This window comes from Nakamurella panacisegetis (genome assembly GCF_900104535.1).
GTDB lineage: Bacteria > Actinomycetota > Actinomycetes > Mycobacteriales > Nakamurellaceae > Nakamurella > Nakamurella panacisegetis.
In genome coordinates this window covers 818019-844287 of sequence record NZ_LT629710.1, presented here as the reverse complement: position 1 = coordinate 844287, position 26269 = coordinate 818019, and the positions used below count along the sequence as shown (strand labels likewise).

Sequence of the window (26269 nt, the reverse complement as noted above, 5' to 3'; positions counted from 1 at the left end):
AAAAGCCGTGCCCGGTGCGGCACGGGTTGGTTAGAGTCACAAATGATCGAATACGGACGCCGGCAGGTGGGCGGAAAAGGACGAATACGGTGACGCTCGACGACCTCGCGACGATGCGGCAGAACTACACGATGGCCGGGTTGGACGAGGCCGATCTGGCCGCCGATTGGGTCAGTCAGTTCCAGAAGTGGATGGCCGAGGCGGTCGCGGCCGGGATCGTCGAACCGAACGCCATGGTGCTGGCCACGGCCAGCCCGACCGGCCGCCCGTCCGCCCGGACCGTGCTGGCCAAGACGGTGGACGCCGCCGGGGTGGTGTTCTACACCAACTACACCTCGGCCAAGAGTCACGATCTGGACGAGAATCCCTGGGCGGCCGTCACTTTTCCCTGGTACGGCCTGCAGCGGCAGATTCACCTCCACGGTCGGGTCCACCCGGTTGACCGGGCGGAATCGCTGGCTTACTGGCAGACCCGACCCCGCGCATCGCAGCTGGGCGCCTGGGCCAGCCCCCAGTCGTCCGTCGTCAGCGGCCGGGACGAACTCGACCGCTCGGAGGCCCACATCCTGGGCCAGTTCGGCGATCGCGAGGTGCCTCTGCCGCCGCACTGGGGCGGGTGGCGGATCGAGCCGGTCACGGTCGAGTTCTGGCAGGGCCGGACCGGTCGCATGCACGATCGTCTCCGGTACCGAATGGTCGACGAGCAGTCCGATGACGCCCGCTGGGTCGTCGAGCGGCTGGCTCCGTGACGGCGATCCCACCCCGCCCGGACGGCCGACTCCGGCGCATCATCCCGGACCCACGCCCCCTGCGGATCGGGAACTTCCGCCGGATGTTCGTCTCGCAGGTGGCCACCGTCATCGGCTCGCAGCTGACGGCGGTGGCCGTTCAGCAGCAGATCTTCGACCTCACCGGCAGCTCCGCCCTGGTCGGTCTGGCCTCGCTCGTCGCGTTGGTGCCGCTGGTGGTGTTCGGCCTGCTCGGTGGGGCGGTCGCCGACAGCTTCGACCGGCGGCGTCTGTTGATGATCACCTCGGTCGGCATCGCGGCGACCAGCCTCGCCCTGTGGCTGACCGCACTGGGCGGCAGCCGGCAGGTCTGGGTGATCATGCTGCTGCTGGCCGTCCAGCAGGGGTTCTTCGCGGTCAACCAGCCGACCCGCAGCGCGGTGCTGCCGCGGATCGTGCCGGCCGAGCTCGTGCCGGCCGCCAACGCCCTCAACATGACGGTCTTCGCGACCGGGGTGATCGTCGGCCCTTTGCTGGTCGGTGTGCTCATCCCGGTCATCGGCCTGCCGTGGCTGTACTTCCTCGACGCGTTGACCCTGACCGGTGTCCTGTACGCCGTCTTCCGGCTGCCGCCGATCCCGCCGGCCGGTGCCGGGCGCGGGCGGGCCAAGGTCAGCGACGGCCTGGTCTACCTGCGCGCCCGGCCGTTGCTGCTGATGACCTTCGTCATCGACATCATCGCGATGGTCTGCGGCATGCCCAGGGCCCTGTTCCCGGAGATGGCCGAGCACACCTTCGGGGGTCCGCCGGGTGGCGGGGTGGCCCTCGGCCTGCTGAACGCCGGGCTGGCCGCCGGGTCCCTGCTCGGCGGGCTCACCGGCGGATGGATCACCCGCGTCCATCGGCAGGGCATGGCGATCCTGATCGCCGTCGTCCTGTGGGGCATCTCGATGGCCCTGTTCGGCAGCACCTCGCTGTTGTGGCTGGCCGTGTTGTACCTGGCCGTCGGCGGGTTCGCCGATCTGGTCAGTTCGGTCTACCGCTCGACGTTGCTCCAGGTCGCGGCGACGGACGAGATGCGCGGGCGGATGCAGGGGGTGTTCACCGTCGTCGTGGCCGGTGGGCCGCGGCTGGCCGACTTGGTGCACGGGGTGGTCGCGGACGCGACCTCGACCACGGTCGCCGTGGTCGGCGGCGGGCTGCTCTGCGTGGTCCTGACAATCGTCGCGGGCTGGTTCGGCCGATCGCTGCGCGACTACGACTCGCGCTCGCCCACCCACGACGAGCCCGGGCGGGTCGTCGAACGGTCGACCTGACCGCCCCGAGCGAAAAGACCGGGGAAACCGCCTCCGTCAGGGTCGGCGTCGGGCACAATCAGCCTCGATGCCCATGGGTGGCCCGGACGGCGGATGAGGGGAGCCTGCAGTGACGGCAGACGAGTGCGACCGGGCATGACCGGCGGTCCGAACTGGAACAGCTCATACCCGTCGGGATACGACCCGGTGACCGGGCAACCGCTACCGCCGGGACCGCCGGCGTATTCCGCGGTCGATCCCTACGCGTCGGCTCCGGCACCCGGCTACCCGCCGGTCGGCTACCAGCTCGTGCCCATCTACCCGATGTACCAACAGCAACCCCCGAAGCCGGGCGGAGCGGTCGCGGCGGCCGTCCTGAGCTTCGTCCAGGCCGGGTTCGTACTGATGGGTGCCCTGGTCATCCTCACCGGGGCCGCCGGATTCGATTCCGTGGACCGCAGCCTGAGTTCCGAGTTCACCGTCATCGGCATCCTGACGATGATCGCCGGGGGCCTGCTGATCGCCGGCGGCGTCACCATTCTCGGTCGCCGCCCGGCCCTGCTGGGCGTGGGATGCGGCCTCTCGATCGCGATCTCGGTGTACTTCGTCATCCGGTTGTCCGACTACGCGGGGCTGGACTTCGCGATCTGGGTGCCACTGATCTACGCAGTCCTCCCGATCATCGCCATCGCCTTGTCACTGGGGGCCGACGTCCGGGCCTGGTCGCGCAACCGCAATGTTCCGCTGGGGTAGGCGGCGCCCGCAGCCCGGTTCGTAGGGCAGGATTCAAGCTGGAACCACTCGCTGCCGTGACTGCCCAGGAGGCGTCGTTCATGTCCTACCCCGCACCGCACCCTCCCCAGGACTGGGCGCCGTACCCGCAACTGGACGAAGCCGTACGCGCGTACATCCGCGACGCCGACGCCGCGCTCGAGGCGCTCTACGGCGTGATCGATCCACAAGAGGTCAAGGCGTTCACGTGCGAGCGGGTGGCATCGACCCAGAGCTGGGGCGAATCGCTCTGGCAGGAGGTCGCCGTCACCGACGGCCGCCGGCTCATCCTCTGGCACGGCGACGACGAGACCGATGACGACCGGCCGGACGTCCTGATGTTCTCGTCCTCGGTCCGCACCATCCCGCTGTCGGCCATCGTCGACCAGGGTCTGCGCAACCGGTTCAAGGCCGAACCCGACGGCTCGCGGACCATGCACGCGGTCATGCTCTACCTGTCGACGCAGACGCCGGAGCGGTCGATGACCGAGCTGACCGAGGCGAACGAGACCCGCACTGTGCAGTACGTGGAGACCTACCGTTTCTCCAAGTCCGTGACCGACGGTGGACTGGCCCAGATGCAGCGGTTGCTGCAGTTCGGCCGGGCCGTCTCGCATTTCACGGCGCTCACCCGATGACGGCGCCGCGCGCGGTCTCCGGCCGCCAGTTCGAGCTTCGCCGGGGTGATGCGTTCGCCCGCATCGGCCAGGTCGCCGCGGTGCTCCGGGAGTTCTCGGTCGGCGGCGTCCAGTTCACCGAGACCTGGGCCGACGACCTGGTCGCGCCGATGGGCTGTGGCCTGGTCCTGGCCCCGTGGCCGAACCGGGTGGCCGGTGGCGCGTGGGCCCTGCACGGGGTGGCGCAACAGCTGGACATCACCGAGCCGTCACGGGGCAACGCCATCCACGGGCTGTTGCGGAACGCGGTGTACGAGGTGCTGGGCCAGACGGAATCGTCGGTGACCATCGGTGCGTCGATCTACCCGCAGCACGGCTACCCGTTCATCCTGGACACCTCGGTCACCTACGAGCTGACCGACCACGGCCTGCAGGTGACCCACCGGCTGACGAACGCCGGGACGGCGGCCGCGCCGTTCGGGATCGGGGCCCACCCCTACCTGCGAGTCGGTGATGTGCCGGCCGCCGACCTGACGGTCACCGTCTCCGGGCGTACCCACGCTCGGGTGGACGGCACGACGATGATCCCGATCGCGCTGGAGCCGGTCGAGGGCACCCACGTCGATCTGCGATCCGGGATGCGGGTCGGCGACCTGCGGGCCGACGTCGCCCTGACCGACTTCGACGTCGTCGACGGTGGTGTCGCCCATCGGCTCTCGGCCCCGGACGGCACGTCCCTGGTGTTGTGGGCGGACGAGGTGTTCGGCTGGGTGCAGGTGTTCTCGCCCCACCAGTTTCCGGTGCCCGGTCGCGCCGACCAGCGGGTGGCCATCGCCATCGAGCCGATGACCTGCGCGGTCGATGCCTTCAACTCCGGTCGCGGACTGCAGTGGCTCGAGCCCGGCGCCCAGTGGTCGGCGAGTTGGGGTCTGCGGCCGGAAGGTTTCTGACCGTTCTACCGTTGACCGGCAGGTACCCAACTCACGGATCGGAAATTCTCATGACAGAGCACGACATTCTCGGCACCGTCCGTTCCCTGGTCGATCAGGAGCACGCCCTGCGAGCCAGGCGAGCGGCCGGCGACATCGACTCGCAGGACGAGCACGCCCAACTACAGCAGCTCGAGGAAGCCCTCGACCAGTGCTGGGATCTGCTTCGTCAGCGTCGCGCGAAGAGCGAGTTCGGCGAGAACCCGGACGCCGCCGAGGCCCGCCCGGTGAAGACCGTCGAGGGCTACCTGCAGTAGCTCTCGCCCGTGCTCGACCACGAGCCCTGCGTCATCGGGGCCGCTGCTCCCAGCGGCGCAGGGTCTCGGCTCGTTCCGCGGCGTGGTCGACGATCGGCTCGACGTACCCGGCGGGGATGCCGCCCGGCAGGTTCCACGGCTGGTGGACGGCCCTACCCGGGACGCCGGCCAGTTCAGGCACGTAGGCGCGGACGTAATGGCCGGCCGGGTCGAACTTCTCGCCCTGGGTGACCGGATTGAACACCCGGTAGTACGGGGCGGCCTGGGCTCCGGCGCCGGCCACCCACTGCCAACCGTGGGTGTTGGACGCGATGTCGCCGTCGACCAGGTGGTCCAGGAAATGCGCCGCTCCCAGTGGCCAGGCCACGTGCAGGTCCTTGATCAGGAATGACGCCACCCCCATCCGGACGCGGTTGTGGATCCAGCCCTCGGCCAGCAACTGCCGCAGGCCGGCGTCGATGTACGGGTAGCCGGTCCGGCCCGCCTTCCAGGCCGCGAGTCGCGATTCGGCCTCGGGGCCGGAGTCCCACGTTAATCGGTCGATGATCGGGTCGGCCGAGGTGGTCAGGGTCTCCGGGTGGTGGAAGAGGATATCGGCGTAGAACTCCCGGAAGGCGAGCTCCCGTTGATACGAGGCGGCGCCGGCGGACCGGTGAACGGCCAGATCGGCCATCAATGTCCGGGGGTGGATGCAACCCCATTTCAGGTAGGCCGACATGTGGCTGGTGCCAGGATGATCGGGGCGATTCCGTTCGTCGTCGTAGGCGTCGATGCCCCGGTCGAGAAATTGCGCCCACACCGTCCGCGCTGCCGTCTCGCCCGCCGTCGGCAATTTCATTCCGCTCGGAATCCGGGCCGACAGCTCGGCCGGGTCGAATGGGTGCCCAAAGCCGGCCGGATCGACCCATCTGACGTCGGTGCCCGGACCGGCCGGGCGGCGCCAGCCGTGCGCCGACCAGGCGCGGTGGAACGGAGTGAACACGGCGTACGGGGTGCCGTCCGGCTTGCGCACCCGGCCCGGGGCGACAGCGTACGGCGAACCGGTGGCAACAAGGTCGATGCCTTTGGCCTGCAGGGCTTTCGCCACCCGTTCGTCACGGGCTCGGCCGTACGGGCCGTAGTCGGCCGACACGTGCACCGCATCGGCGCCGATGTCCGCGGCCAGCTGGGGGATGACGTGATCCGGTCGGCCGTGCGTGACCAGCAGCCGGCCGTGCATGGATTCGGACAGGGCCTGGACGCAGCCCGCCAGGAAGTGCCGCCGCGGGGCGCCGGATACGTGCAGCAGCGTGTCGTCGGCGACGAAAACCCCGAGCACGTCGCCACTTTCGGCGGCATGCAGCAGCGCCGGGTGGTCGTCGAGTCGCAGGTCACGCCGGAACCACAGGAGAGAGGTCACGGCAGGGCAATTCCCGCGTCCCGGCCCCCCGACACCTCCCGCGCATACCAAACTGCCCCGCGCATGCAGAAGTGCCTATTCCGAAGCCAACCCGACTCCATTTGGGCAGTTCCGTATGCGCAAGGCAGTTCCGTATGCGCAGAGGTCAGCGGTTGTCGCCGGGGACGTAGTCACGGGCGGTGTAGCCGGTGTAGACCTGGCGCGGCCGGCCGATCTTGGTGGCCGGGTCCTGGATCATCTCGCGCCACTGGGCGATCCAGCCGGGCAGCCGGCCGATCGCGAACAGGACGGTGAACATCTTGGTCGGGAAACCCATCGCCTTGTAGATCAGGCCGGTGTAGAAGTCCACGTTCGGGTACAGCTTGCGCTGGATGAAGTAGTCGTCGTGCAGGGCGACCTCTTCCAGCTGCTTCGCGAGGTCGAGCAACTCGTCGTTCGCGCCGAGGGATTCCAGGATGCCGTCCGCCGTCTGCTTGACGATGGCCGCGCGCGGGTCGTAGTTCTTGTACACCCGGTGCCCGAAGCCCATCAGCTTGACGCCCGGCTCCTTGGCCTTGACCCGCTGGACGAACTTGTCGATGTCGCCGCCGTCGTCACGGATCGAGCCGAGCATCTGCAGCACGGCCTCGTTCGCGCCGCCGTGCAGGGGACCGAACAGGGCGTTGATGCCCGCCGCGACCGACACGAAGAGGTTGGCGTGGGCCGAGCCGACCAGCCGGACGGTCGAGGTGGAACAGTTCTGTTCGTGGTCCGCGTGCAGGATGAACAGCTGGTCGAGGGCCTTGGCCAGCTTGGGGTCGACGTCGTAGGGCTCCGCCGGAAAGCCGAAGGACATCCGCAGGAAGTTCTCCACCAGCCCGAGGGAGTTGTCCGGGTAGAGCAGCGGCTGGCCGACGGTCTTCTTGTAGGCATAGGCGGCGATGGTCGGCAGCTTGGCCAGCAGGCGAACGGTCGACAGCTCGACGTGTTCCGGATTGAACGGGTCCAGCGAGTCCTGGTAGAAGGTCGACAGCGCACTCACCGCGCTGGAGAGCACCGGCATCGGGTGCGCGTCGCGGGGGAATCCGTCGAAGAACCGCTTCAGGTCCTCGTGCAGCAGCGTGTGCCGGTTGATCCGCGAGGTGAAGTTGGCGAGCTGGGTCTCGGTCGGCAGTTCGCCGTAGATCAACAGGTAGCTGGTCTCGATGAAGGTGGACTGCTTGGCCAGCTGCTCGATGGGGTAGCCGCGGTAGCGCAGGATGCCGGCGTCGCCGTCGATGTAGGTGATCGCCGACGTGGTCGATCCGGTGTTGGTGAAGCCGGGATCGAGGGTGACGACCCCGGTGGTGGAGAGCAGCTTGCCGATTTCCACGCCCGAGGCGCCCTCGGTGGCCGGGACGACCTTCAGGTCCAGCGTGGCGCCGTTGTAGGTCAGGCTGCCACTCTCCGGCGGCGCTGGGCTTTCGGTGGGTGTGGGCGTCTCGGTGGGGGCTTCGTTGACCTCGGACATATGTGTCTCCGCTTCTTCACAGTTTTTGACTACAGCGGTACGTCCCCCGGCCTTCGCGGTCGCGCTGGTCGGCGCGCACCGGGCCCCGGGGTGGAACTCTTTGCCGGGAATCTACTTCGCGAATGGCCGGCCGGGCGAACCGGGTGCGCCATTCGCGGTGTGCGTATGGTCGGCTTGTGACGTTGGTCCCAGTTGTCCGGGGTTCTGGCGGTACACGTGCGGCAGCCGGCATGAACCATCGAACGGAGCGGACCAGCGCGATGAGCCTGACCTTGGCCAGCATTCTCGCCGAATCGGCGCAGCGGTACCCGGGGGCGGACGCGGTGGTGATGGGCCAGGAGCGGGTTTCCTACGCCGACCTGTGGGAGCAGGCGCGCCGGTACGCGACCGTGCTGGCCGACGCCGGGGTGGGGCCGGGGGACCGGGTCGCCCTCCTCATGCCCAATGTGCCCGACTTCCCCCGCGTGTACTTCGCGGCATTGGCCCTGGGTGCGGTGGTGGTGCCGGTGCATGCCCTGCTGGTCGCCCGGGAGATCACCTACGTGCTGCAGAACTCCGGTGCGAAGGTTCTCGTTGTCGGAGCGCCGCTGCTGGCCGAAGGAGGCCCGGCCGCGGCCGCCGCCGGGATCGGCCTGTTTTCCGTGATGGGCGGTGACGGCCCGCGCCTCGACCGGCTGGCCGCCACGGTGGCGCCGGTGGCGTCCTACGTCGAACGGGAAGCCGGCGACGAGGCGGTGATCCTCTACACGTCGGGTACCACCGGTGCCCCCAAGGGTGCTGTGCTGACGCAACTCAACATGACGATGAACGCGATCGTCTCTGCCGCCTCGGTCATCTTCCTGACCAGCGAGGACACCATTCTCGGATGCCTTCCGCTGTTCCATTCGTTCGGGCAGACCTGCGCGATGAACGCCGGCTTCTTCGCCGGTGCCACGCTCGTCATGCTGCCCCGGTTCGACGGTGCGGCGGCGCTGGACCTGATCGAGGCGGAAGGCGTGAACGTGTTCATGGGAGTGCCCACCATGTACATCGGCTTGCTGGCAGCGGCACGGACCGATCCGCGCCGGCCGAAGCTGCGCATCGCGATCTCCGGCGGCGCGAGCCTCCCGGTGGCCGTCATCGACCGGTTCGCCGAAGTGTTCGACGCCGACATCTACGAGGGCTACGGACTGTCCGAGACCTCGCCCGTGGCCACGTTCAACCAGCCGGTGTTCGGGCGGAAGCCGGGCACCGTGGGCCGCGCCATCTGGGGGGTCGACGCCGAGATCGCCGCGGCCGAGGTGGAGGGACGCATCGAACTGCTGCCGGCCGGTCAGCTGGGTGAGGTGGTGATTCGGGGCCACAACATCTTCGCCGGCTACCTGGGCAATCCCGAGGCCACCCGAGCCGTCCTCGTGGATGGCTGGTTCCGCACCGGCGATCTGGGCGTCAAGGACGAGGACGGGTTCCTCTCGATCGTCGATCGCAAGAAGGACATGATCCTGCGCGGCGGGTTCAACGTCTATCCGCGGGAGGTCGAGGAGGTTCTGGCCGGCCACCCCGGGGTCGCTCAGGTGGCGGTCGTTGGCTATCCGAGTGAGGTGCACGGCGAGGAGATCTGCGCTGTGGTCGTCCGCTCGCCGGAAGGGGCCGACCTCGACGGCCCGACGCTGATCGCCTGGTCGCAGGAGCGGCTGGGCCGCTACAAGTACCCGAGACGGGTCGAGTTCACCGAGGCCTTCCCGATGGGGCCCAGCGGCAAGATCCTCAAACGGGAGATCTCGGCCGGCCTGTAGAACGGGTCTGATCCCGCGGCGGGGCGAGGACCGCCCGGCCGGCCGGGTGATCTGCAGCTGATCCACAAATCAGGCACACGGGCGGCACAGGTCCCCGGATCAGCGTGATGGTCACCAGACACGACGAGAGGCCGGCCGGTGAATCAGCTCCAACGCTTCGCGAAGATCGACGAGCGGGCTCGGATCCGGTCGACGGTCCGGGCGATCACCGCCGGCACGGTGGTGGCCTCGGCCGCCGGGGCGATTGCCCTGACCGTGGTGCTGTCGGGCAACGCGGCGGCGGGCAGCGAACCGACGACGCCGGCCCGGGTGGCCGACCAGCAGTCCACCAGCGGCGTCGCCAACGGCGACGCGGGTTCGGGCTGGCCGGAAGGCACGGGCGACCAGCAGCTCGTCCCGGCCCAGCAGTTACCCCAATCCGGCGGCGGGAGCTCCCACGCCGGATCCGGCGGTTCCTGAACAGGCCCAGGCCCGGTCGTTCCTCTCCCGGGCGGGGAGGAACGACCGGGCGCCGCTGGACGGCTACTCGTGGCGATCGGCGTTGGCATGGATGGCGTCTCGCAGCCATCGGGCCAGACCGGGCGCCAGTTCCTCGTACGTCTGGGTGAATCGTTCGTCGGCCAGGTACATGTCGCCGATCCCTCGATGCATGGCGTACGAGCAGTCGTAGAACACCTCGATGGCGCGGAGATGCTCCTGGGCCAGGTCCATGGCTTCGAGACTGTCCGAGGCCATGCCGCTGGACATCGAAGCGGCCAGACGCCGGTTCAGGTCGTCCGTCTCGGTCTTCACCCGCTGCCAATCGGCCTTGGTGAACTTGGACGTCCGTGACTGCGATTGCTGCCAGGCCTCCGTGTCACCCCAGCGCTGCTGCGCCTCGGCTTCGTAGTCCTCGCTGTAGTTCGGTCCGAAGATCTCGAACTTCTCCTCGGGGGTCAGGGCGATACCCATCTGGTGGGCCTCCATCTCTTTCTCCACTGCCTTCACCATGACGGTCAACCGGGCGATCCGCTTCTGCAGCAACTCGTGCTGCCTGCGCAGATGCTCGCTGCTGTTCGCGCCCGGCTGGTCGAGGACGGTTGCGACGTCCTCCAGCGAAAACCCGAGTTCCCGGTAGAACAGGATGTGCTGCAGGCGATCCAGGTCGGCGTCGGAGTACCGGCGGTAGCCGGCTCCGCTCCGGTCGGCCGCCTCGAGCAGGCCGATGCGGTCGTAGTGGTGCAACGTCCGGACCGTGATGCCCGTCAGGCGGGCGACCTGGCCCACCGAGTAGCTCATCTTCGTTCCCCGTGATTCGTCATCGGTGACTGCTGATCTTGTTCCGACCGGTCGGCCGGACACCTCCACGATGCAGCCTGACGCTACGTCAGGGTCAAGCCGAAATCCCGAACTGCTTGCGTCGCCCCCACGACGCACAGCAGGCCCGGACCGGGATGGTCCGGGCCTGCGGCTCGCTTCCGGATGGGGACGGAGCGGGTGCGCCGGTCAGCTCGTGGTGGCCGTGGTCAGGTCGTAGACGGTCACCCCGCCGACGGTGGTCGCGGTGTAGTGGGCCTTGACCCAGGCCGTGATCTGACTGGCCGAGGTGGTGCTGCCACTCTGTCCGCCGGCGAAACCGCCTCCACCGCCGCCGAAACCACCGGAGATGAAGTAGTGGATGTCACCGGCAGCGACGTAGGCCTGGAACTGCGCCAGAGTCGGCGAGTTGTCGGTCCCGCTGAAGCCGCCGATGGCCATGACGGCCTTGTCGCTGCTCAGGATGTAGGTCTCGGCCGACTGAGCGCTGACCGTGGCCGCGGCCCAGCGGTTGGTCGTCTTGTTGAGCAGGGCAACCAGAGCGGTGTTGGTGGTGGTGCTTCCGCCACCGCCCATACCGCTGGGCAGTGCGCCGCTGGGCATCGTGCCGCTCGTCCCGCTGGGCAGAGTCCCGCTGGGCATCGTCCCGCCCGGCATCGTGCCGCTGAAGTCACCGGAGGTGAGACCGGACGGAAGGGCACCCCCGCCGGGGAACCCGCCGCGTGCGGTGGCCGGGCCGGCCGTCGGGGTGGCGCCGGTGTGGGCGGTGCCAATGGTGTCGACCGTGAAGGCGGCCGAGCCGGCCATGGCGGCGACGGAACCGACCAGCAGGCCGATCACCGCGTACTTCTTCAACCGGCCGACGGACGCGGCCAGAACCGCGGCTCCGAGCACGCCGGCGATCAGCACCGTCCAGCGGAGCCACGGCAGGAAGGTCGGGGCGTCGCGGTCCATCAGGTAGTACGACCACCCGGCGGTGACGGTGATCATCAAGGCCAGCGTGGCGCGGGCCAGATGGGATTCGCGTCCGCGCCAGAGTTCCTTTCCGGCGATCGCGACCACTCCGGCGATGCCGGGAACCAAGGCGACCGAGTAGTAGGGGTGCACCGTGCCCTGCATGTACGACAGGACGAGGGCGGTGACGATCGTCCAGCCACCCCAGAGCAGGATGCCGGCGCGGGTCCGGTCGGTGCGGGGAGCCTTGCGGGTGAACCACATGCCGGCGATGAACGCGACCAGGGCGGCCGGGATCAGCCAGGAGATCTGCGAACCGAACGCGGTGCCGAACATCCGGGTGAGGCCGGTGGTACCGCCGAAGCTGATGCCGCCGCCCCCACCCCCACCCCCGCCGTTGCCGGACCCACCGAAGATCCGCCCCAGACCGTTGTAGCCGATGGCCAACTCCCACAACGAGTTCGTCGTGGAGCCGCCGATGTACGGGCGGGAATCGGCCGGCCACAGGGCGACCAGGGCGACGAACCAGCCGGCCGACACGACGACGGCACCGAGAGCGGCCAGCAGGTGCCAGATGCGGGTCCAGAGTTTGTTGTCCGACGCCGGCAGGTACACCACGCCGAAGGCGGGAAGGACGAGAAGGCCCTGCAACATCTTGGTCAGGAACGCGAACCCGATCGCGGTGCCGGCCAGCAAGAGCCAGCGCAACGCGTGGGACTTCCGGTCGGCCGGGACCTTCTCGATGGCCCGGACCACGAAGTACGCGCCCAGGGTCATCAGCAGCACCAGCATGGCGTCCGGGTTGTTGAAGCGGAACATAAGCGCCGCAACGGGAGTCAACGCGACCAAGGCGCCGGCGACCAGACCGGCGGCGTGGCCGGAGGTCCGGCGAACCGCGGCGTACAGCAGGGCCACGGTGCCGACTCCCATGAGGGCCTCGGGTAGGAGCATCGAGAATGACGAGAATCCGAAGATCCGGCCGGACAGCCCCATGATCCAGAGCGAAGCCGGTGGTTTGTCGACGGTGATCGCGTTGCTGGAATCCAGGGATCCGAACAGCCACGCCTTCCAGCTCTCGGTCCCTGACTTCACGGCCGCCGCGTAGAACTCGTTGGCATTGCCGTTGATCGACAGATCCCACAGGTAGGCCGCGGCCGTGATCACCAGCAGCGCGATCAACAACGGGCGGGCCCACCGTGGATCATCGGTGCCGCCACGGATCAAGCGGCTGAACCGCCCGCGCTGCGGCGGGCCGGAAGGGGTCGACGGATGGGTGTCCCGAGGGTGATCCACCGGTTCGGCGGAGGCCGTCCCGGATGGGGGAGGCACAGTGGTGAGACCGGAGGTGGTGGTCATTGTCCTTGATTCCTTCGGGCTATCGGGGCGAGAGGGCGGGAGGTCGGTGAGCAGCCGATCAGGAAGCGGCCTGGTGGTCATGAAGTCACTGTCGTTGATGCGACTGTGGCCGCTCGGTGCTGCTCCTTTGCGCTTCCTGTGGGCTGGTTCGAAAGGTCGGGACTTCCGACGCGCGGCCGGGCGAGGCTGTGTCGGGATCAGCTCGCACTGCCGGGCGTGAGGTCGTAGATCGTCACCGACCCGACAGTGGTTGCGGTGTAATGAGACTCCACCCACGCCGCGATCAGGCTGGCGTCCTGGCCCGACGTGCTGCTCGATCCGCCGCCGCTGATGGTGCCGGCGATGAAGTAGTGGATCTTCCCCGCCTTGGCCAGAGCCTGGAACTGGGCCAGGGTCGGGGCCGGATCGGTGCCGTTGAAGCCCCCGACTGCCATGACCGGCAGTCCGGTCGCCAGTTGATAGCCGGCGGCGTTGTTCGACCCGACGACCGCGGCGGCCCAGGTGTAGTTGGACGAGTTGGCCTTGAGCGTCGAGATCATCGTCGCCGACGGGGTGGACGCGCCGAGCAGGCCACCCATTCCGCCCCCGCCGCCGAACCCGCGAGCGGTCGCCGTGGTGCCGGTGGACGTCGTCCCCTGGCCCCCGGGCGAGAACTGGCCGCTGGGCAGGTTGCCGGCTCCGCCGAAGGTGCCGCCGGGCCGCGCCCCACCTCCGAAGCCACCGGCACTGCTCGGTCCGGCCGAGGGCAAGGCGCCGGTGTGGCCGGTGGAGATGGTGTCGACGGTGTAGGCGGTCGGGCCGGCCAGCAGGACGGCGGCGGCCAGCACGGCGGCGATCGGGGTGAGGATCCGGGCCCGACGGCCGGGTAGCAGGCCGGCGACCAGGACGGCCGCCGCCGCCACGAATCCGACGACGAGGACGGTGGTGCCGAGCCACGGCAGGAAGTCGGATGTCCGGGCCAGCAAGATCTTCGCCCAGACCGCGGAGACCACGACGGTTCCGGCCATGGTGCCGATGGCGAGCGGGGAGTCCCGGTGCTTCCAGAGCTGATGTGCGCCGATCCCGACCAGAGCGGCGATCGCCGGGGCCAGGGCGACCGTGTAGTACGGGTGGATGATGCCCTGCATGGCCGAGAAGGTGATGCCGGTGACCAGAAGCCAGCCGCCCCAGATGATCAACGAGGCGCGGACCGGGTCGGTGCGCTTGCGGCGCGCGGTGATCACCAGGCCGGCGATGAGGGCGACCAATGCGGCCGGCAGCAGCCATGCGATCTGACCGCCCATCTCCGAGTCGATCAGCTTGGTCGGCGACGCCTGGTCGGTCCAACCGACGCTACCGACCTCGTCACCGGTCAGTCGGCCGAAACCGTTGTAGCCGAACAACAGATCCAGTACCGAGTTGGTCTGCGACCCGCCGATGTACGGGCGGTCGGCGGCCGCCCACAGCATCACGACCGCCACCCACCAGCCGCCGGCGACGATCATCGCGACGAGAGCGCCGACGAGTTGTCCGATGCGGCGGCGCAGCCTCGGCGGGCCGGCCACCAGATAGGCCAGGCCGAACCCGGGCACCACCAGGAACGCCTGCATCATCTTGGCCAGGAAGGCGAAGCCGATGAACGCGCCGCACCAGAGCAGCCACTTGGTGCGGCCGGTCGCGATGGCCTGCGTCATGGCCCAGGCCCCGAGCACCAGGCACAGCACCATCATCGCGTCCGGGTTGTTGAACCGGAACATCAGCGCCGCAACCGGTGTCACGGCCAGGGCGAGGCCAGCCAGCAATCCGGCCATCGGCGTGGCCACCCGCTTGACGGTCGAGTAGAGAACCCCGACCGAGGCGATGCCCATGAATGCCTGCGGCAGCAGGATCGCGAACGAGTTGACGCCGAACAGCCGCGCCGACAGGGCCATGAACCACAACGATCCCGGTGTCTTGTCCACCGTGATCGCGTTCCCGGCATCGGAGGACCCGAAGAAGAAGGCCTTCCAGGACACCGACCCGGCCTGGGCCGCGGCCGAGTAGAACGCATTGGCCCAGCCGGACGCGGTCAGGTTGACCAGGTACAGGACGGCCGTGACGGCCAGCAGACCGAACAGGGCCGGGCGGGCCCAGCGCGGATCGTCCGCGCCACCGCGCCAGATCCGGATGATCAGCCGCCGTCGCGGCGGGGCCGGCGCCTCGGCCGGACCGGGTGGTTCCGCGACCGGTGGGGACTTCTCGAGGGTTGCCGTCATCGGAACCTCACTCTCGGGCTCCGTGCGGACAGGGAGCGGGAAGGACTTCGGGGAAGGGGATGTGACGCGGGCTGGGCTCACGCCCCGGCGGCGGGTTTGATGACGTACCCGAAACCGCGCACGGTGTGGATCATCGGGTCGCGCCCGGCATCGATCTTCTTGCGCAGGTAGGAGATGTAGAGCTCGACGATGTTGGCCTGGCCGCCGAAGTCGTAGTTCCACACCCGGTCCAGGATCTGGGCCTTGCTCAGCACGCGCTTGGCGTTGCGCATCAGGAAACGCAGCAGTTCGAACTCGGTGGCGGTCAGCTGGATCGACTCGCCGCCCCGGAACACCTCCCGGGTGTCCTCGTCCAGCGTCAGGTCGCCGACCGAGAGGGCGGACGAGTTGGTGCTGACGTTCAGTTTCGACCGCAGCAGGAGGGCTCGCAGACGCAGTACCAACTCCTCGATGGAGAACGGTTTGGTGACGTAGTCGTCGCCGCCCGCGGTGAGACCGGCGATCCGGTCCTCGACGGAGTCTCGTGCCGTGAGGAAAAGGACGGGCAGGTGGTCGATCTCGGCCCGGATACGACGCAGGACCTCCATGCCGTCCATGTCGGGGAGCATGACGTCCAGGATCACCAGATCCGGCCGGAACTCCCGGGCGGCGGTAATGGCCGACTTGCCGTCCCCGGCCAGCCGGATGTCCCAGCCCTCGAAACGGAGGGCCAGACCGACCAACTCGGCCAGGGTCTGCTCGTCGTCGACGACGAGGGCCTTGATGGCTCGGTTACCTGGCCCGCGCAACGATTCACGGGACCGGTCGGGGGTGGGGACGAACCCGGCGAAGGGGGCGGTGATGGTCATGGAACAAGTGTGGGCCGCCGGGTGATGCTGACGCTGAGCGCCGACTATGGCTTTCCTGTGTGCGATTCTCCCCGGTCAGGGCCGGGCGGCAGCCGAGAGCAGGACGGTGGCGTCCTCGATCGCGAGCAATGAATGACGGGCCCGCGGGATCAGCAGGAGATCACCCTCGCGGCCTTCCCAGTCCACCGTGCCGGCGGTCAGTCGCACCCGGCCGGACAGCACGAGAATGGTTGCGTCCCCTGGGTTGTCGTGTTCGGCCAGCGAGTTGCCGGCGGTCAGGGCGATGACCGTCTGCCGGAGAACGTGTTCATGACCGCCGTACACCGTACGGGCGCTCCGGCCGTTGGACGAGGCACCGGCCGCGCTGAGTTGCTCGCGGGCAGTGGCCTGCAAGGAGAGCTTCTGCATGGATCGAGTGTGCTGCCCACGGCCCGGACGCGCCTGTTGAAAGCCGGCGCGCCGGGGCCGAACCACCGCCGGATACGCACCTGCCGCCCGCCGACCGGCCGCTGGCCGACCGGTGCCGCCGGGAACGCGGTGACCGCCGACGAGAACCGCAATGACATCCCGGTCTACATCTGGCCGTCGGTCACTGCGGCTCGGCGGAACACCCAGCCCCGCATCAGCAGGAATCGGACCACGGTGGCGGCCAGATTGGCCGCGACCAGCACGCTGAGCTCCAGCATCCGCCCGGCATTCGGAGCGGTGGCGTGCAGCACGGCCAGCGAGCCGCTGGTGATGCCCAGCCCGAGCAGGAAGATCCCGAATCCCTGCAGCTGGTGACGTCCGGCCCCGGCGCGGTCCTTCAGGCCGAACGTGAAGCGACGGTTGGCCGACGTGTTGGCGACGGCGGTGATGGCCAGAGCCAGGAAGTTCGCGACCTGGGCGCCCATGAACGGGTGGAAGGCGACGAACAGCACGAGGTAGGCCAAAGTGGAGATGACGCCGATGGCGCCGAACCGAACGATCTGTCGGACCATGCCGTCCGGTACCCCCGGGGTCTCGGGTTCGATGGAGCCGCGGCCGAGCTGTGCCCGGACCTGGGCCAGCGGCAGGGAACCGGTGGCCAGGGCCCGGCCGACCCGCCAGACACCCTTGAGGTCGGTCATGGCGGTGGCGACGATGTCGACGCTGGAATTCGGGTCGTCCACCCAGTCGACCGGGACTTCGTGGATCCGCAGGCCGGACCGCTCGGCCAGCACCAGCATCTCGGTGTCGAAGAACCAACCGTTGTCCTGCACCAGCGGCAGAAGCTGCTTCGCGACGTCGGAGCGAATGGCCTTGAAACCACACTGGGCGTCAGAGAAATGGGCCGACAGGGTGCGCCGGAGAATCTGGTTGTAGCTGCGGGAGATGAATTCTCGTTTCGGCCCGCGGACGACCCGGGAACCCCGAGCCAGTCGGCTGCCGATGGCCAGATCGGAGTGCCCGCTGAGCAGCGGGGCGATCAGCGGGAGGAGCGCGGCCAGATCGGTGGACAGGTCGACGTCCATGTAGGCCAACACCTTTGCGTCCGACTGGGCCCAGGCCGCCTTGAGGGCGCGGCCTCGCCCCTTCTCGGCCAGGTGCAGGACTTCGACTTCCTCGTAGAACTCGCACAGTTCGTCGGCGATCGCCGGAGTGCCATCGGTGGAGGCATTGTCGGCGATGGTGATGCGAAAGCTGTACGGCAGCGAGGTGGACAGGTAGGTGTGCAGGCGGCTCACAGCCCGGGCCAGGTCGCCCTGTTCGTTGTACACGGGGATGACGACGTCGAGCGAGGTGACGACGGTGTGATCGGACGCAGCGTCGGTGCTGGTGGCCACTAGCCGCCCATCGCCGCTGCTGGTGAATTCGGAAGCGAAGGTGTCGGTGGTCATGAGGGCCACTGTGCTCGCCCGCACTGTGCCTACCGCCCGCCCCGACTGTGCCGCGGCTGTGAGGGTGCACCCCGGGACGGGGTGGGGGAGCGGCCCGGATTCCCGGGGCGGTCCCACCCTCGTCAGGCGGCGGAAGGGCTCGGCAGGCCGGAGGTGGCGGGCAGGGTGTCGAACGGCGCCCCCGGCAGGTTCACGTTGTCGGGCAACCACACTCGGGCGCAGGTACGGCCGGGGCGGCTCTCGACGGTGACCGTCCCGCCGTGGGCCGCGATGACGGCCGTCACGATGGACAGGCCAAGACCGGTCGAACCGGCGGCCCGCGAGCGGGAGGAGTCGCCGCGGACGAACCGCCCGAAGATCTCCGGCTGCAGTTCGGCCGGAATGCCCGGGCCGTTGTCGGTCACGGTCATCACGACACCGCCGGGCTCGCGCCGCAGGCCCGTCACCACCACCGTTCCCGGTGGAGTGTGGGTGCGCGCGTTGGCCAGCAGGTTGGCCAGCACCTGGTGCAGGCGGGCGCTGTCGCCGGTCACGGTGACCGGTTCGTCCGGCAGGTCCAGCTGCCAGCGATGGTCGGGCCCGGCCACCCGGGCGTCGGACACCCGGTCGACCACGAGCATCGTCAGGTCGACCTCCTCGTTGGCCAACGGACGTCCGGAATCCAGGCGCGCCAACAACAACAGATCCTCCACCAGGGTGGTCATGCGTCCGGTCTCGGATTCCACCCGCCGCAGCGCGTGAGCGACGGCCCCGGGTTCGTGCTCGCCGCGACGGGCCAGCTCGGCGTACCCGCGGATCGCGGCCAGCGGAGTGCGCAGCTCGTGCGAGGCATCGGCGACGAACTGCCGGACCCTGGTCTCGGACGCATGGCGGGCGCTGAGTGCGCCGGACACATGACCGAGCATCTGGTTGATCGCCGCGCCCACCGAGCCGATCTCGGTCCGGGAGTCGGTGTCCCTGGCCGGCACCCGGATGGTCAGATCCACATCCCCCTTGTCCAGGGGAAGGGTGGCCACCTTGCGCGCCGTGGCCGCCACCCGCTCCAGGGGGCGCACCGAACGCCGCACGATGACGAAGACGATCAGGCCACCCAGGATGATGGCGCCCCCGGCGACCAGGGCCATGACCAGGGCCAGGCGGCGCTGGGTGTCGGTCACGCTCGACAGGGACAAGCCGTTGATCAGCGTGATCTTGTCGCCGGTGGTGGACAGACCGCGTGGGACGACCTGCACGACTCGGTACTCGCCCCATCCAGGAATGGACACGGTCGAGGCGGAGGCGCTCAGGGCGGCCGAACGGACGGCTGCCAGTTGCGTGGCGGTCAGGGTCGTCGGAACGAAGTTCGACCAGATCACCGCTCTGGTCACGGTCGTTCCGGTGATGCAGATCGAGAGCCCGTCCAGCTGCCGGAAGCCGCCTGCATTGATCAGGCAGGACGGCGCCCGCTGGTCCGGCGCCGTGGAGCCACTGGGCGGTGGGATGGACGTCGTCGATCCGCCGGCGGCCACGATGTCGGGCGCGTGTTCCTGAACCCCGACGAGGCGCTGATCGAGCTGCTGGACGAGATACCGGCTGAGGAACAACTCGGTCGTGACACCGATGACCGCACTGAGCAGCACGATCAACCCGACGATGCTCGCAATCAGCTTGGTACGCAGAGTGACTGCGCGCCGGGGTTTGTGTGAGCGGTCCACTGCCGGGGGTGTCGGGGGGCTGGTCGGGGCGGAAACGGACACGAGGTTCAGCCGACCGGCTTGAGGACGTAGCCGAACCCGCGCATGGTGTGGATCATCGGCTCACGGCCGGAGTCGATCTTCTTGCGCAGGTAGGAGATGTAGAGCTCGACGATGTTGGCCTGGCCGCCGAAGTCGTAGTTCCAGACCCGGTCCAGGATCTGGGCCTTGCTCAGCACGCGCTTGGCGTTGCGCATCAGGAAGCGGAGCAACTCGAACTCGGTGGCGGTCAGGGCGATCAGATCGCCGGAGCGGTGCACCTCGCGCGAGTCCTCGTCCAGCGTCAGGTCGCCCACCGTCAGCAGCGACGAATCCGCGGTGAGCGCCGTGTGCGAGCGGCGCAGCAGGGCCCGCAGCCGCAGCACCAACTCTTCGATCGAGAAGGGCTTGGTCACGTAATCGTCGCCGCCCGCGGTGAGGCCGGCAATGCGGTCCTCGACGGCGTCGCGGGCGGTCAGGAACAGCACGGGGGTGCGGTCGGAGTCGGTGCGGAGGCGGCGGAGGACCTCCAGTCCGTCCATGTCGGGCAACATCACGTCCAGGACGACGAGATCGGGGCGCATCTCCCGGGCCGCCGTGATCGCGGACGCGCCGTCACCGGCGGTGCGGACATCCCAGCCCTCGTAGCGCAGGGCAAGACCCAGCAGCTCGGACAAGGTCTGCTCGTCGTCCACCACCAGGACCTTGATCGGACGACCCTCCGGGCCTCGCAAGGTCTCGCGTCCGTTCTCGACGCGGGGGGTGAAGGTTGCGAAGGGAGAGCTCGTCATGAGGTGATCCTCGTGTAGGGGCGTGTGGCCCAGCTAGGTCTTGGCTGTGTCAAAGCTGTGGCTGCACCCATCATGCTCCTGCGACACACACAGGGCTGGGGCCGACCGCACAGCCGGCGGACAGCTTCGACCTGCACGGTGGTGTCCTGCTGGTTCCCGGCATCCCCGGACCGACGGTCCTGGCCGCCGCGGATCGTCTCGAACCGAAAGGGTCCACCATGTCCGAATATCCCCAGTCCGCACCCACCCGGCCGGCGGGGGAGGGCGATCCCCGCGCCCTTCCGGCCGATGCCTCCGTCGGCCCCGCGGCCGATCCGTATGCCGGTTGGACCGACCGGGGCGCGGCCTGGGCCGGCCAGCCTCTTCCGGTGCACACCGTGCTGGTTCCGCCGCCCGCCGGTGACGCCCGGTCCGAGTCGGAGGACGGGCCGGTGTGGGGTGCGCGGGCAGGGGCGGCCGGCGATGTTCGGGTCGACGCCGCCGTGCCCGTCGACGGGAAGAAGATCTCGACCATGGCCAAGACCATCACGGCGGTCGGGGTGGCGGCTGCCGTCGCCATCGGCGGGACCATCGCCGTGACGGCGGCCAATGCCTCCACGTCCTCGACCACCAACCAGTTCGGTGGGCCGGGCGGGGGTCTGCCCGGCGGCGGCGGATTCGGCGGGGGGTCGACCGGGGGCCCCGGCCTGGGTGGCGCCGGATCGGGTACCACCGACGGCACGGGCAGCTTCCCCGGAGGTAGCCAGGGCGGGCAGAACCTTCCCGGTGGACCAGGGTCGACCGGAGGCACCGGATCCAACGGCGGTACGGGATCCAACGGAGGTACCGCGCCCAACGGAGGTACCGCGCCCAATGGAGGTACGGCGCCCAACGGAGGTACCGCGCCCAACGGAGGTACCGGGTCGAGCGGTGGCAGCTCCGGTCAGCCGACGGTCTGACCGGAGCCGCTGCCGGCTCAGGCCGGGTAGACCTTGCCGTCCTTCTCGGTCACGGCGACGGCCGCGAGCGGGCTGCCGGCCGGGCCGTTGATGACGGCACCGGTGGCCGGGTTGAACTTCGACCCGTGCAGCGGGCAGGTGCCGGTCCCGTCGATGACCGCACCCTGGTGCGTGCAGATTGCGCTGTGGGCCACGACCTTTCCGTTCGACTTGGCCAGAATGACCTTGCCGGACGGAGCATCGGCGATCAGGCCGGAATCGGCGGGGATCGCGCTGACCGAGGCGATGGGGCTGCCCCCGGCCGCGGAAGAGTTCGCGGCGGCGGCGGTGCTGGTGGTGCTCGCCGAGCTCGTGGCGGTGGATTTCGAGCCGCAGGCGGCGCAGGCCAGCAGGGCGGCGCCGGAACCGGCGAGCACCGCCCGACGCGGCCACACCCGACTGGCGGCGGGAATCGCGGCCTGGTCGGCAATCTCGGTCAACGTCATGAATGGAACCTCCGGTACGTCAGGCGCCCCCGGTGGGGCGCGCGAGTCACCATGATCATCTCAGGGCACGTCGTGAAGCCGCCGTGACGAACTGTCCTCCGGTCACATCGTCAGCCGGTCAAGGTCGTCGAGCTGGTCGGCGGTCAGCACAATCGATGCGGCGCCGACGTTCTCCCGCAGATGCTGGACGCTCGACGTGCCCGGAATGCAGAGGATCGCGGGCGAACGATGCAGCAACCAGGCCAGGGCCAACTGCATGGTGGTCGCGCCGAGCGATTCCGCGATCGTGCCGAACCGATCGGCGGCGAGCGGCGTGAAACCGCCGAGTGGGAAGAACGGGACGAAGGCGATGCCTTCGGCGGCGCACGTGTCGACCAGCTCGTCGTCGGCCCGGTCGACCACGTTGTACGCGTTCTGCACGCACGCCACCGGGGCGATGGTCTGGGCCTCGACGAGTTGGTCCCGTCCGACGTTGCTGACCCCGAGATGCCGGATCAGGCCCTGCTGCTGCAACCCGGCGAGTACCTCGAACTGCGGGGCCAGTGAACCCTCGCGCATGACTCCACCGTGCTCGTCGGCCATGCGCAGGTTCACCGCGTGGATGACGTCGAGTCCGAGGTGGTCCAGGTTGTCCCGGACGGCGCTGACCAACTCGCCCGGGGTGAGCGCGGGCAGCCACTGCCCCTGGGCGTCGCGGCGGGCGCCGACCTTGGTCACCAGCACCAGGTCGTCCGGATAGGGGTGCAGCGCCTCCCTGATCAACTCGTTGACGATGTAGGGGCCGTAGTAGTCGCTGGTGTCGATGTGGTTGACACCCAGTTCGACCGCGGTGCGCAGCACGGCGATGGCCTCGTCACGGTCGGCCGGCGGCCCCATGATGCCCGGGCCGGACAATCGCATCGATCCGTAGCCGAGACGGTTGACCGTCAGGTCACCGCCGAACAGGAAGGTCCCGGCCGCCGCGGCCGGTGAGTCGTCGGTCATCGTTCACTCCTGAGCTGCGTTGGACGGCCCGCGCGTTTGCACCGGTCCGGCTGGGGAACTCCAGCGATTGTGCCTCCGACGGCCGGGTGCCCCGACCACCGACGACGGAAAGAGGATGGATGAACGTGCGCACGCTGGCGACGATCGGAGCCGCGGTCACGGCCGCCGCAGTGACCGGCGGACTGGCCACCGACCCAGGTTCGGCCTACTACATCGGACTGCGGAAGCCGGCGTGGCAGCCGCCCGCACCGGCGTTCGGCCTCGTCTGGACCCCTCTCTACGCCGATATCGCGGTGACCACGGCCAGGCCGTCCAGACCCTGGAGCGGCGGGGTGATCTGGCCCGAAAGCGTTCCCTGGTCAAGGCTCTCGCAGTGAACCTGACGCTGAACGGGGCATGGAACTGGCTGTTCTTCCGCCTGCATCGTCCATGGATCGCCGCCGCCGAGTGCGCAGCGATCACCGTCAGTTCGGCCGACCTGGTGCGCCGGGTCGGCGCCACCGACCGTCGTACGGGGTGGGCGCTGGCTCCGTACCCGGCCTGGTGCGGGTTCGCCACCGTCCTCAACATCGCGATCGCCTGGCTCAACCGTGGCCGCCGCTGAGTGACGGCCGGTCAGAGGGCGACCACCATCTTGCCGATGTTGGCGCCCCGCAACATGTCCAGGAATGCGGCCGGGGTGTTCTCCACCCCATCGACCACGGTCTCCTGGTAGACGAGTTTCCCGGAGGTCAGCCAGCCGCCGATCTCGGCGGCGGCGGCCGCGGCGCGATTCCGGTGATGGTTGACCAGGAATCCGGTCAGACTCACGCCCTTGCCGATGATCAGCGACAGGTTGCGCGGCGCCGATGGCGGTTCGGTCGAGTTGTAGGAGGAGATGGCGCCGCAGATGGCCGCGCGCCCGAACGTCCGGAAGGCGAAGATGGCTGCCTCCAGGTGATCCCCGCCGACGTTGTCGAAGTACACGTCGATGCCGTCCGGCGCGGCGGCCCGAAGCTGCCGGTTGACCGAACCGTCGTGATAGTTGAATGCGGCGTCATAGCCGAACTTCGAGACCAGCAGGTCGACCTTGGCCTTGCTCCCGGCGGAACCGATCACCCGCGACGCGCCCTTGAGTTTGGCGATCTGGCCGACCATGGACCCCACCGCGCCGGCGGCGCCGGAGACGAAGACGATCTCGCCCGGTTGCATGCGGGCGACGTCGAGCAGCCCGGCGTAGGCGGTCAGGCCGATCATGCCGAGCACCCCCAGATGGGCGCTGGGGGAGACGCCCGGCACGGGGGTCACCCTCCGGAAGCGGGTGCCCGGACCGGACGCGTACTCCCGCCATCCGTACTCGTGCAGCACCAGATCGCCGACCGCCAGACCGTCGTACTCGGAGGCGATCACCTCGCCCAGGGCCCCGCCGGTCAACGGCTGGTCGAGCTGGAACGGAGAAACGTAGGACGGGACGTCGTTCATCCGGCCTCGCATGTACGGGTCGACCGAAAGGAAGGTGTTGCGTACCAATACCTCCCCGGTCACCGGGGCCGGAACCTGGACCGTCTCCATCCGGAAGTCGCCGGGGACCGGCTCACCGTGGGGGCGGTGCGCCAGATGCCATTCGCGGCTCGTGGTCGAGGTCATGTCAGATGTCCTGTCCGGTTGCTGGTCGACGGGCGGCCGCCACGTTACGCCGCGCGCCGTGGCACAGTGAAGGACACCGGCGGGACGGTTCCGGCCGGCGTCGGTAAGGTGACCGATCCCAGCGAAGGTGGACCACGATGACGGCGCAGCTCCAGCACGGCACCGAGGAATTGGACTCGGCCCTGTCCGACCTTGTGGCCGGCGCCGGCCGGTGGACCGCACTCCCACTGTCCGGCCGCCTCGACCTGCTGTCCCGCGTGTCGACCGCGGTGTCCCGGCAGGCCGACGACTGGGTGCGGGTGGCCGCCTCCTACAAGGGCCTGGAACCATCGTCGTCGCTGGTCGGCGAGGAATGGACGTCCGGCCCGTACGCCGTGCTGTCCGCGCTCACCGCTCTGACCGAGTCGCTCCGGGCCCTGGAGTCGGGCCGCAGTCCGGTGGACGACGTCCCGATCGGTTCCGTGCCCGGCAATCGGGTGGCCGTGAAAGTCCTGCCGCACAACCTCTTCGACAGCCTGCTGCTGAGCGGGTACCGCGCCGAGGTCTGGATGCGACCAGGGATCGGCGCCGACGACGTGCGGGCCCGGGCCGGCCTGGGGCAACTCACCCCGAGTCGAGGGGGCGGGGTCGGTCTGGTGCTGGGCGCCGGCAACATCACCTCCATTCCGGTGCTGGACGTGCTCTACGAGCTGTTCGCTCACAACCGGGTCGTCCTGCTCAAGTTGAATCCGATCACCGAGACGATCGCCCCGGTGTTCCAGTCGGCCCTGCAGCCCTTGGTGGCGGCCGGATTCCTCCGGATCGTCACCGGTGGTGCCGACGTCGGGCAGTACCTGGTGCACCACGACCTGGTCGACCACGTCCACATCACCGGCAGCGCACTGAGCCATGACGCGATCGTCTTCGGTGGGGGCGTCGAAGGCGCCGCCCGTAAGGCGGCCGCTCGGGTCGGCGCCGCAGAGCCGTTGCTGGACAAGGAGATCACCAGTGAGCTGGGTGGTGTGTCGCCCATCATCATTGTCCCCGGTCGCTGGTCGAAGGCGGATCTGCGCTTCCAGGCCGAGCACATCGCGACCCAACGTCTGCACAACGGCGGCTACAACTGCATCGCCGGTCAGGTCGTCGTCCTGTCGTCGGACTGGCCGCAGCGTGGAGAGTTCCTGGCGCAGGTCCGTTCGGCCCTGTCCAGGGCGCCGCAGCGGGCCGCCTACTACCCGGGCAGCGACCAGCGGGTGGCGGGGGCGAAGTCGAGCTACCCGTCCGCCGAGACGCTGCCCAACGGGCGCCTGCTGATCACCGGGATCGGGTCCGCGGACGGCGAGAAGGCAATGACGACCGAGTACTTCGCACCGGTCCTGGCCGTGACCGAACTGCCGGGCTCGGGTCTGGACTTCCTGCGGGCGGCTGTCGCCACGGCCAACGAGAAGTTCGCCGGGACCCTGGGCGTCAACGTGATCGCCCACCCGCGGACGCTGCGCGCGGCCGGCGCGGCCTTCGAAGAGGCGCTGGCCGACCTGCGATACGGATGCATCGCGGTGAACGCGTGGACCGGGTTCGGTTTCCTGACCGCGCGCGCGACCTGGGGTGCGTTCCCCGGGCACACCTTGACCGATGTGCAGAGCGGCATCGGTCTGGTGCACAACGCTCTCCTGCTCGACGACGCGGAGCGCACGGTGGTGCGAGGACCGTTCCGTCCGTGGCACCGGTCCTTGGGGGCCGGCGAGTTCACCCTGTCGCCGAGGCCGCCGTGGTTCGTCACCAACCGGACCCAGGCCACCACCGGCCGTCGTCTCACCGCCTTCGCGGCGAATCCGTCATGGGTGAAACTGCCCGGCATCTTCGCGTCGGCACTCCGGGGCTGATGGT

The 26269-nt window shown here is 69.1% G+C and carries 25 protein-coding genes; 12 read left to right on the top strand and 13 right to left on the bottom strand.

Annotated elements, in window-relative coordinates:
• Positions 1–113 precede the first annotated feature (113 nt).
• The 6 genes from pdxH (at position 114) to BLS97_RS03655 (ending at position 4657) form a co-directional block, all read left to right on the top strand.
• Entirely contained in the window at positions 114–749 is a 636-nt protein-coding gene (pdxH, locus tag BLS97_RS03680; RefSeq protein WP_090481224.1) for a pyridoxamine 5'-phosphate oxidase, read from the top strand.
• A gap of 5 nt (positions 750–754) precedes the next feature.
• On the top strand, positions 755–2044 hold the full coding sequence (locus tag BLS97_RS03675; protein ID WP_090481228.1) for an MFS transporter: 1290 nt from the start codon (positions 755–757) through the stop codon (positions 2042–2044).
• Between the two features lie 135 nt (positions 2045–2179).
• On the top strand, positions 2180–2776 hold the full coding sequence (locus tag BLS97_RS03670; protein ID WP_090474643.1) for a DUF5336 domain-containing protein: 597 nt from the start codon (positions 2180–2182) through the stop codon (positions 2774–2776).
• A gap of 80 nt (positions 2777–2856) precedes the next feature.
• The gene (locus BLS97_RS03665; protein ID WP_090481221.1) at positions 2857–3432 is read left to right on the top strand and encodes a hypothetical protein; all 576 of its coding nucleotides are present in this window, start codon (positions 2857–2859) and stop codon (positions 3430–3432) included.
• Positions 3429–4361 (top strand): aldose 1-epimerase family protein, encoded by a 933-nt coding sequence (locus tag BLS97_RS03660; RefSeq protein ID WP_090474642.1) that lies wholly within the window; start codon positions 3429–3431, stop codon positions 4359–4361. Before BLS97_RS03665 ends, BLS97_RS03660 begins: the two co-directional genes overlap by 4 nt.
• A 50-nt stretch (positions 4362–4411) precedes the next feature.
• Positions 4412–4657 carry a DUF2630 family protein gene (locus BLS97_RS03655; RefSeq protein ID WP_090474641.1) on the top strand — a complete coding sequence of 82 codons (246 nt, stop codon included), beginning with the start codon at positions 4412–4414 and terminating at the stop codon, positions 4655–4657.
• Positions 4658–4688: 31 nt separating this feature from the next.
• On the opposite strand, the gene BLS97_RS03650 is transcribed toward BLS97_RS03655, so the two are convergent.
• Positions 4689–6056 (bottom strand): cryptochrome/photolyase family protein, encoded by a 1368-nt coding sequence (locus tag BLS97_RS03650; protein ID WP_090474640.1) that lies wholly within the window; start codon positions 6054–6056, stop codon positions 4689–4691.
• 145 nt (positions 6057–6201) lie between these two features.
• Positions 6202–7545, bottom strand: a complete 1344-nt coding sequence (locus tag BLS97_RS03645; protein ID WP_090474639.1) for a citrate synthase — start codon at positions 7543–7545, stop codon at positions 6202–6204.
• A 260-nt stretch (positions 7546–7805) separates the two neighbouring features.
• On the opposite strand from BLS97_RS03645, the gene BLS97_RS03640 reads away from it, so the two are divergent.
• Both BLS97_RS03640 and BLS97_RS03635 read left to right on the top strand, forming a co-directional pair.
• Positions 7806–9320: a long-chain-fatty-acid--CoA ligase gene (locus tag BLS97_RS03640; RefSeq protein WP_090474638.1), complete on the top strand. Its 1515-nt coding sequence runs from the start codon at positions 7806–7808 to the stop codon at positions 9318–9320.
• 138 nt (positions 9321–9458) lie between these two features.
• Positions 9459–9779, top strand: coding sequence for a hypothetical protein (locus tag BLS97_RS03635; RefSeq protein ID WP_090474637.1), 321 nt, complete (start codon positions 9459–9461; stop codon positions 9777–9779).
• Positions 9780–9842: 63 nt separating this feature from the next.
• Here BLS97_RS03635 and BLS97_RS03630 read toward each other — a convergent pair whose 3' ends face one another.
• From BLS97_RS03630 to BLS97_RS03595, 8 genes are all read right to left on the bottom strand, one after another.
• On the bottom strand, positions 9843–10598 hold the full coding sequence (locus tag BLS97_RS03630) for a MerR family transcriptional regulator (RefSeq protein ID WP_090474636.1): 756 nt from the start codon (positions 10596–10598) through the stop codon (positions 9843–9845).
• Between the two features lie 207 nt (positions 10599–10805).
• Positions 10806–12926: an ArnT family glycosyltransferase gene (locus tag BLS97_RS03625; RefSeq protein ID WP_090474635.1), complete on the bottom strand. Its 2121-nt coding sequence runs from the start codon at positions 12924–12926 to the stop codon at positions 10806–10808.
• Positions 12927–13123: 197 nt separating this feature from the next.
• Positions 13124–15160 (bottom strand): ArnT family glycosyltransferase, encoded by a 2037-nt coding sequence (locus tag BLS97_RS03620; protein ID WP_090474634.1) that lies wholly within the window; start codon positions 15158–15160, stop codon positions 13124–13126.
• A 77-nt stretch (positions 15161–15237) separates the two neighbouring features.
• Positions 15238–16008, bottom strand: coding sequence for a response regulator transcription factor (locus tag BLS97_RS03615; RefSeq protein ID WP_090474633.1), 771 nt, complete (start codon positions 16006–16008; stop codon positions 15238–15240).
• Positions 16009–16083: 75 nt separating this feature from the next.
• Positions 16084–16416 carry a cupin domain-containing protein gene (locus BLS97_RS03610; protein ID WP_090474632.1) on the bottom strand — a complete coding sequence of 111 codons (333 nt, stop codon included), beginning with the start codon at positions 16414–16416 and terminating at the stop codon, positions 16084–16086.
• A 164-nt stretch (positions 16417–16580) separates the two neighbouring features.
• Positions 16581–17867: a bifunctional glycosyltransferase family 2/GtrA family protein gene (locus tag BLS97_RS03605; RefSeq protein WP_090481218.1), complete on the bottom strand. Its 1287-nt coding sequence runs from the start codon at positions 17865–17867 to the stop codon at positions 16581–16583.
• A 122-nt stretch (positions 17868–17989) separates the two neighbouring features.
• Positions 17990–19561: a sensor histidine kinase gene (locus BLS97_RS03600; RefSeq protein WP_090474631.1), complete on the bottom strand. Its 1572-nt coding sequence runs from the start codon at positions 19559–19561 to the stop codon at positions 17990–17992.
• 47 nt (positions 19562–19608) lie between these two features.
• On the bottom strand, positions 19609–20370 hold the full coding sequence (locus BLS97_RS03595) for a response regulator transcription factor (protein ID WP_090474630.1): 762 nt from the start codon (positions 20368–20370) through the stop codon (positions 19609–19611).
• A gap of 218 nt (positions 20371–20588) precedes the next feature.
• Here BLS97_RS03595 and BLS97_RS24130 point away from each other — a divergent pair, with 218 nt between their 5' ends.
• The gene (locus BLS97_RS24130) at positions 20589–21308 is read left to right on the top strand and encodes a hypothetical protein (RefSeq protein WP_090474629.1); all 720 of its coding nucleotides are present in this window, start codon (positions 20589–20591) and stop codon (positions 21306–21308) included.
• Positions 21309–21325: 17 nt separating this feature from the next.
• Here the strand turns inward: BLS97_RS24130 and BLS97_RS03585 are convergent, their stop codons facing one another.
• Together BLS97_RS03585 and BLS97_RS03580 are read right to left on the bottom strand one after the other, a co-directional pair.
• On the bottom strand, positions 21326–21793 hold the full coding sequence (locus BLS97_RS03585; protein WP_090474628.1) for a Rieske (2Fe-2S) protein: 468 nt from the start codon (positions 21791–21793) through the stop codon (positions 21326–21328).
• Positions 21794–21895: 102 nt separating this feature from the next.
• Positions 21896–22777 carry an oxidoreductase gene (locus BLS97_RS03580; protein ID WP_090474627.1) on the bottom strand — a complete coding sequence of 294 codons (882 nt, stop codon included), beginning with the start codon at positions 22775–22777 and terminating at the stop codon, positions 21896–21898.
• 119 nt (positions 22778–22896) lie between these two features.
• Here BLS97_RS03580 and BLS97_RS24125 point away from each other — a divergent pair, with 119 nt between their 5' ends.
• Together BLS97_RS24125 and BLS97_RS24120 are read left to right on the top strand one after the other, a co-directional pair.
• Positions 22897–23154, top strand: coding sequence for a tryptophan-rich sensory protein (locus tag BLS97_RS24125; RefSeq protein WP_197676395.1), 258 nt, complete (start codon positions 22897–22899; stop codon positions 23152–23154).
• The gene (locus tag BLS97_RS24120; protein WP_197676394.1) at positions 23151–23381 is read left to right on the top strand and encodes a TspO/MBR family protein; all 231 of its coding nucleotides are present in this window, start codon (positions 23151–23153) and stop codon (positions 23379–23381) included. Before BLS97_RS24125 ends, BLS97_RS24120 begins: the two co-directional genes overlap by 4 nt.
• A gap of 11 nt (positions 23382–23392) precedes the next feature.
• Here the strand turns inward: BLS97_RS24120 and BLS97_RS03570 are convergent, their stop codons facing one another.
• Positions 23393–24403, bottom strand: coding sequence for an NADP-dependent oxidoreductase (locus tag BLS97_RS03570; RefSeq protein ID WP_090474626.1), 1011 nt, complete (start codon positions 24401–24403; stop codon positions 23393–23395).
• Between the two features lie 137 nt (positions 24404–24540).
• Between BLS97_RS03570 and BLS97_RS03565 the strand changes: the two genes are divergently transcribed.
• On the top strand, positions 24541–26265 hold the full coding sequence (locus BLS97_RS03565; RefSeq protein ID WP_090474625.1) for an aldehyde dehydrogenase family protein: 1725 nt from the start codon (positions 24541–24543) through the stop codon (positions 26263–26265).
• Positions 26266–26269 lie beyond the last annotated feature (4 nt).

Bases quoted from the DNA above. Each gene is read 5' to 3' on its own strand.
- pdxH (WP_090481224.1), top strand. From the start codon at position 114: ATGCGGCAGAACTACACGATGGCCGGGTTGGACGAGGCCGATCTGGCC.
- BLS97_RS03670 (WP_090474643.1), top strand. From the start codon at position 2,180: ATGACCGGCGGTCCGAACTGGAACAGCTCATACCCGTCGGGATACGAC.
- BLS97_RS03665 (WP_090481221.1), top strand. From the start codon at position 2,857: ATGTCCTACCCCGCACCGCACCCTCCCCAGGACTGGGCGCCGTACCCG.
- BLS97_RS03660 (WP_090474642.1), top strand. From the start codon at position 3,429: ATGACGGCGCCGCGCGCGGTCTCCGGCCGCCAGTTCGAGCTTCGCCGG.
- BLS97_RS03655 (WP_090474641.1), top strand. From the start codon at position 4,412: ATGACAGAGCACGACATTCTCGGCACCGTCCGTTCCCTGGTCGATCAG.
- BLS97_RS03645 (WP_090474639.1), bottom strand. From the start codon at position 7,545: ATGTCCGAGGTCAACGAAGCCCCCACCGAGACGCCCACACCCACCGAA.
- BLS97_RS03640 (WP_090474638.1), top strand. From the start codon at position 7,806: ATGAGCCTGACCTTGGCCAGCATTCTCGCCGAATCGGCGCAGCGGTAC.
- BLS97_RS03630 (WP_090474636.1), bottom strand. From the start codon at position 10,598: ATGAGCTACTCGGTGGGCCAGGTCGCCCGCCTGACGGGCATCACGGTC.
- BLS97_RS03625 (WP_090474635.1), bottom strand. From the start codon at position 12,926: ATGACCACCACCTCCGGTCTCACCACTGTGCCTCCCCCATCCGGGACG.
- BLS97_RS03620 (WP_090474634.1), bottom strand. From the start codon at position 15,160: ATGACGGCAACCCTCGAGAAGTCCCCACCGGTCGCGGAACCACCCGGT.
- BLS97_RS03615 (WP_090474633.1), bottom strand. From the start codon at position 16,008: ATGACCATCACCGCCCCCTTCGCCGGGTTCGTCCCCACCCCCGACCGG.
- BLS97_RS03610 (WP_090474632.1), bottom strand. From the start codon at position 16,416: ATGCAGAAGCTCTCCTTGCAGGCCACTGCCCGCGAGCAACTCAGCGCG.
- BLS97_RS03605 (WP_090481218.1), bottom strand. From the start codon at position 17,867: ATGACCACCGACACCTTCGCTTCCGAATTCACCAGCAGCGGCGATGGG.
- BLS97_RS03595 (WP_090474630.1), bottom strand. From the start codon at position 20,370: ATGACGAGCTCTCCCTTCGCAACCTTCACCCCCCGCGTCGAGAACGGA.
- BLS97_RS24130 (WP_090474629.1), top strand. From the start codon at position 20,589: ATGTCCGAATATCCCCAGTCCGCACCCACCCGGCCGGCGGGGGAGGGC.
- BLS97_RS03585 (WP_090474628.1), bottom strand. From the start codon at position 21,793: ATGACGTTGACCGAGATTGCCGACCAGGCCGCGATTCCCGCCGCCAGT.
- BLS97_RS03580 (WP_090474627.1), bottom strand. From the start codon at position 22,777: ATGACCGACGACTCACCGGCCGCGGCGGCCGGGACCTTCCTGTTCGGC.
- BLS97_RS24125 (WP_197676395.1), top strand. From the start codon at position 22,897: ATGAACGTGCGCACGCTGGCGACGATCGGAGCCGCGGTCACGGCCGCC.
- BLS97_RS03570 (WP_090474626.1), bottom strand. From the start codon at position 24,403: ATGACCTCGACCACGAGCCGCGAATGGCATCTGGCGCACCGCCCCCAC.
- BLS97_RS03565 (WP_090474625.1), top strand. From the start codon at position 24,541: ATGACGGCGCAGCTCCAGCACGGCACCGAGGAATTGGACTCGGCCCTG.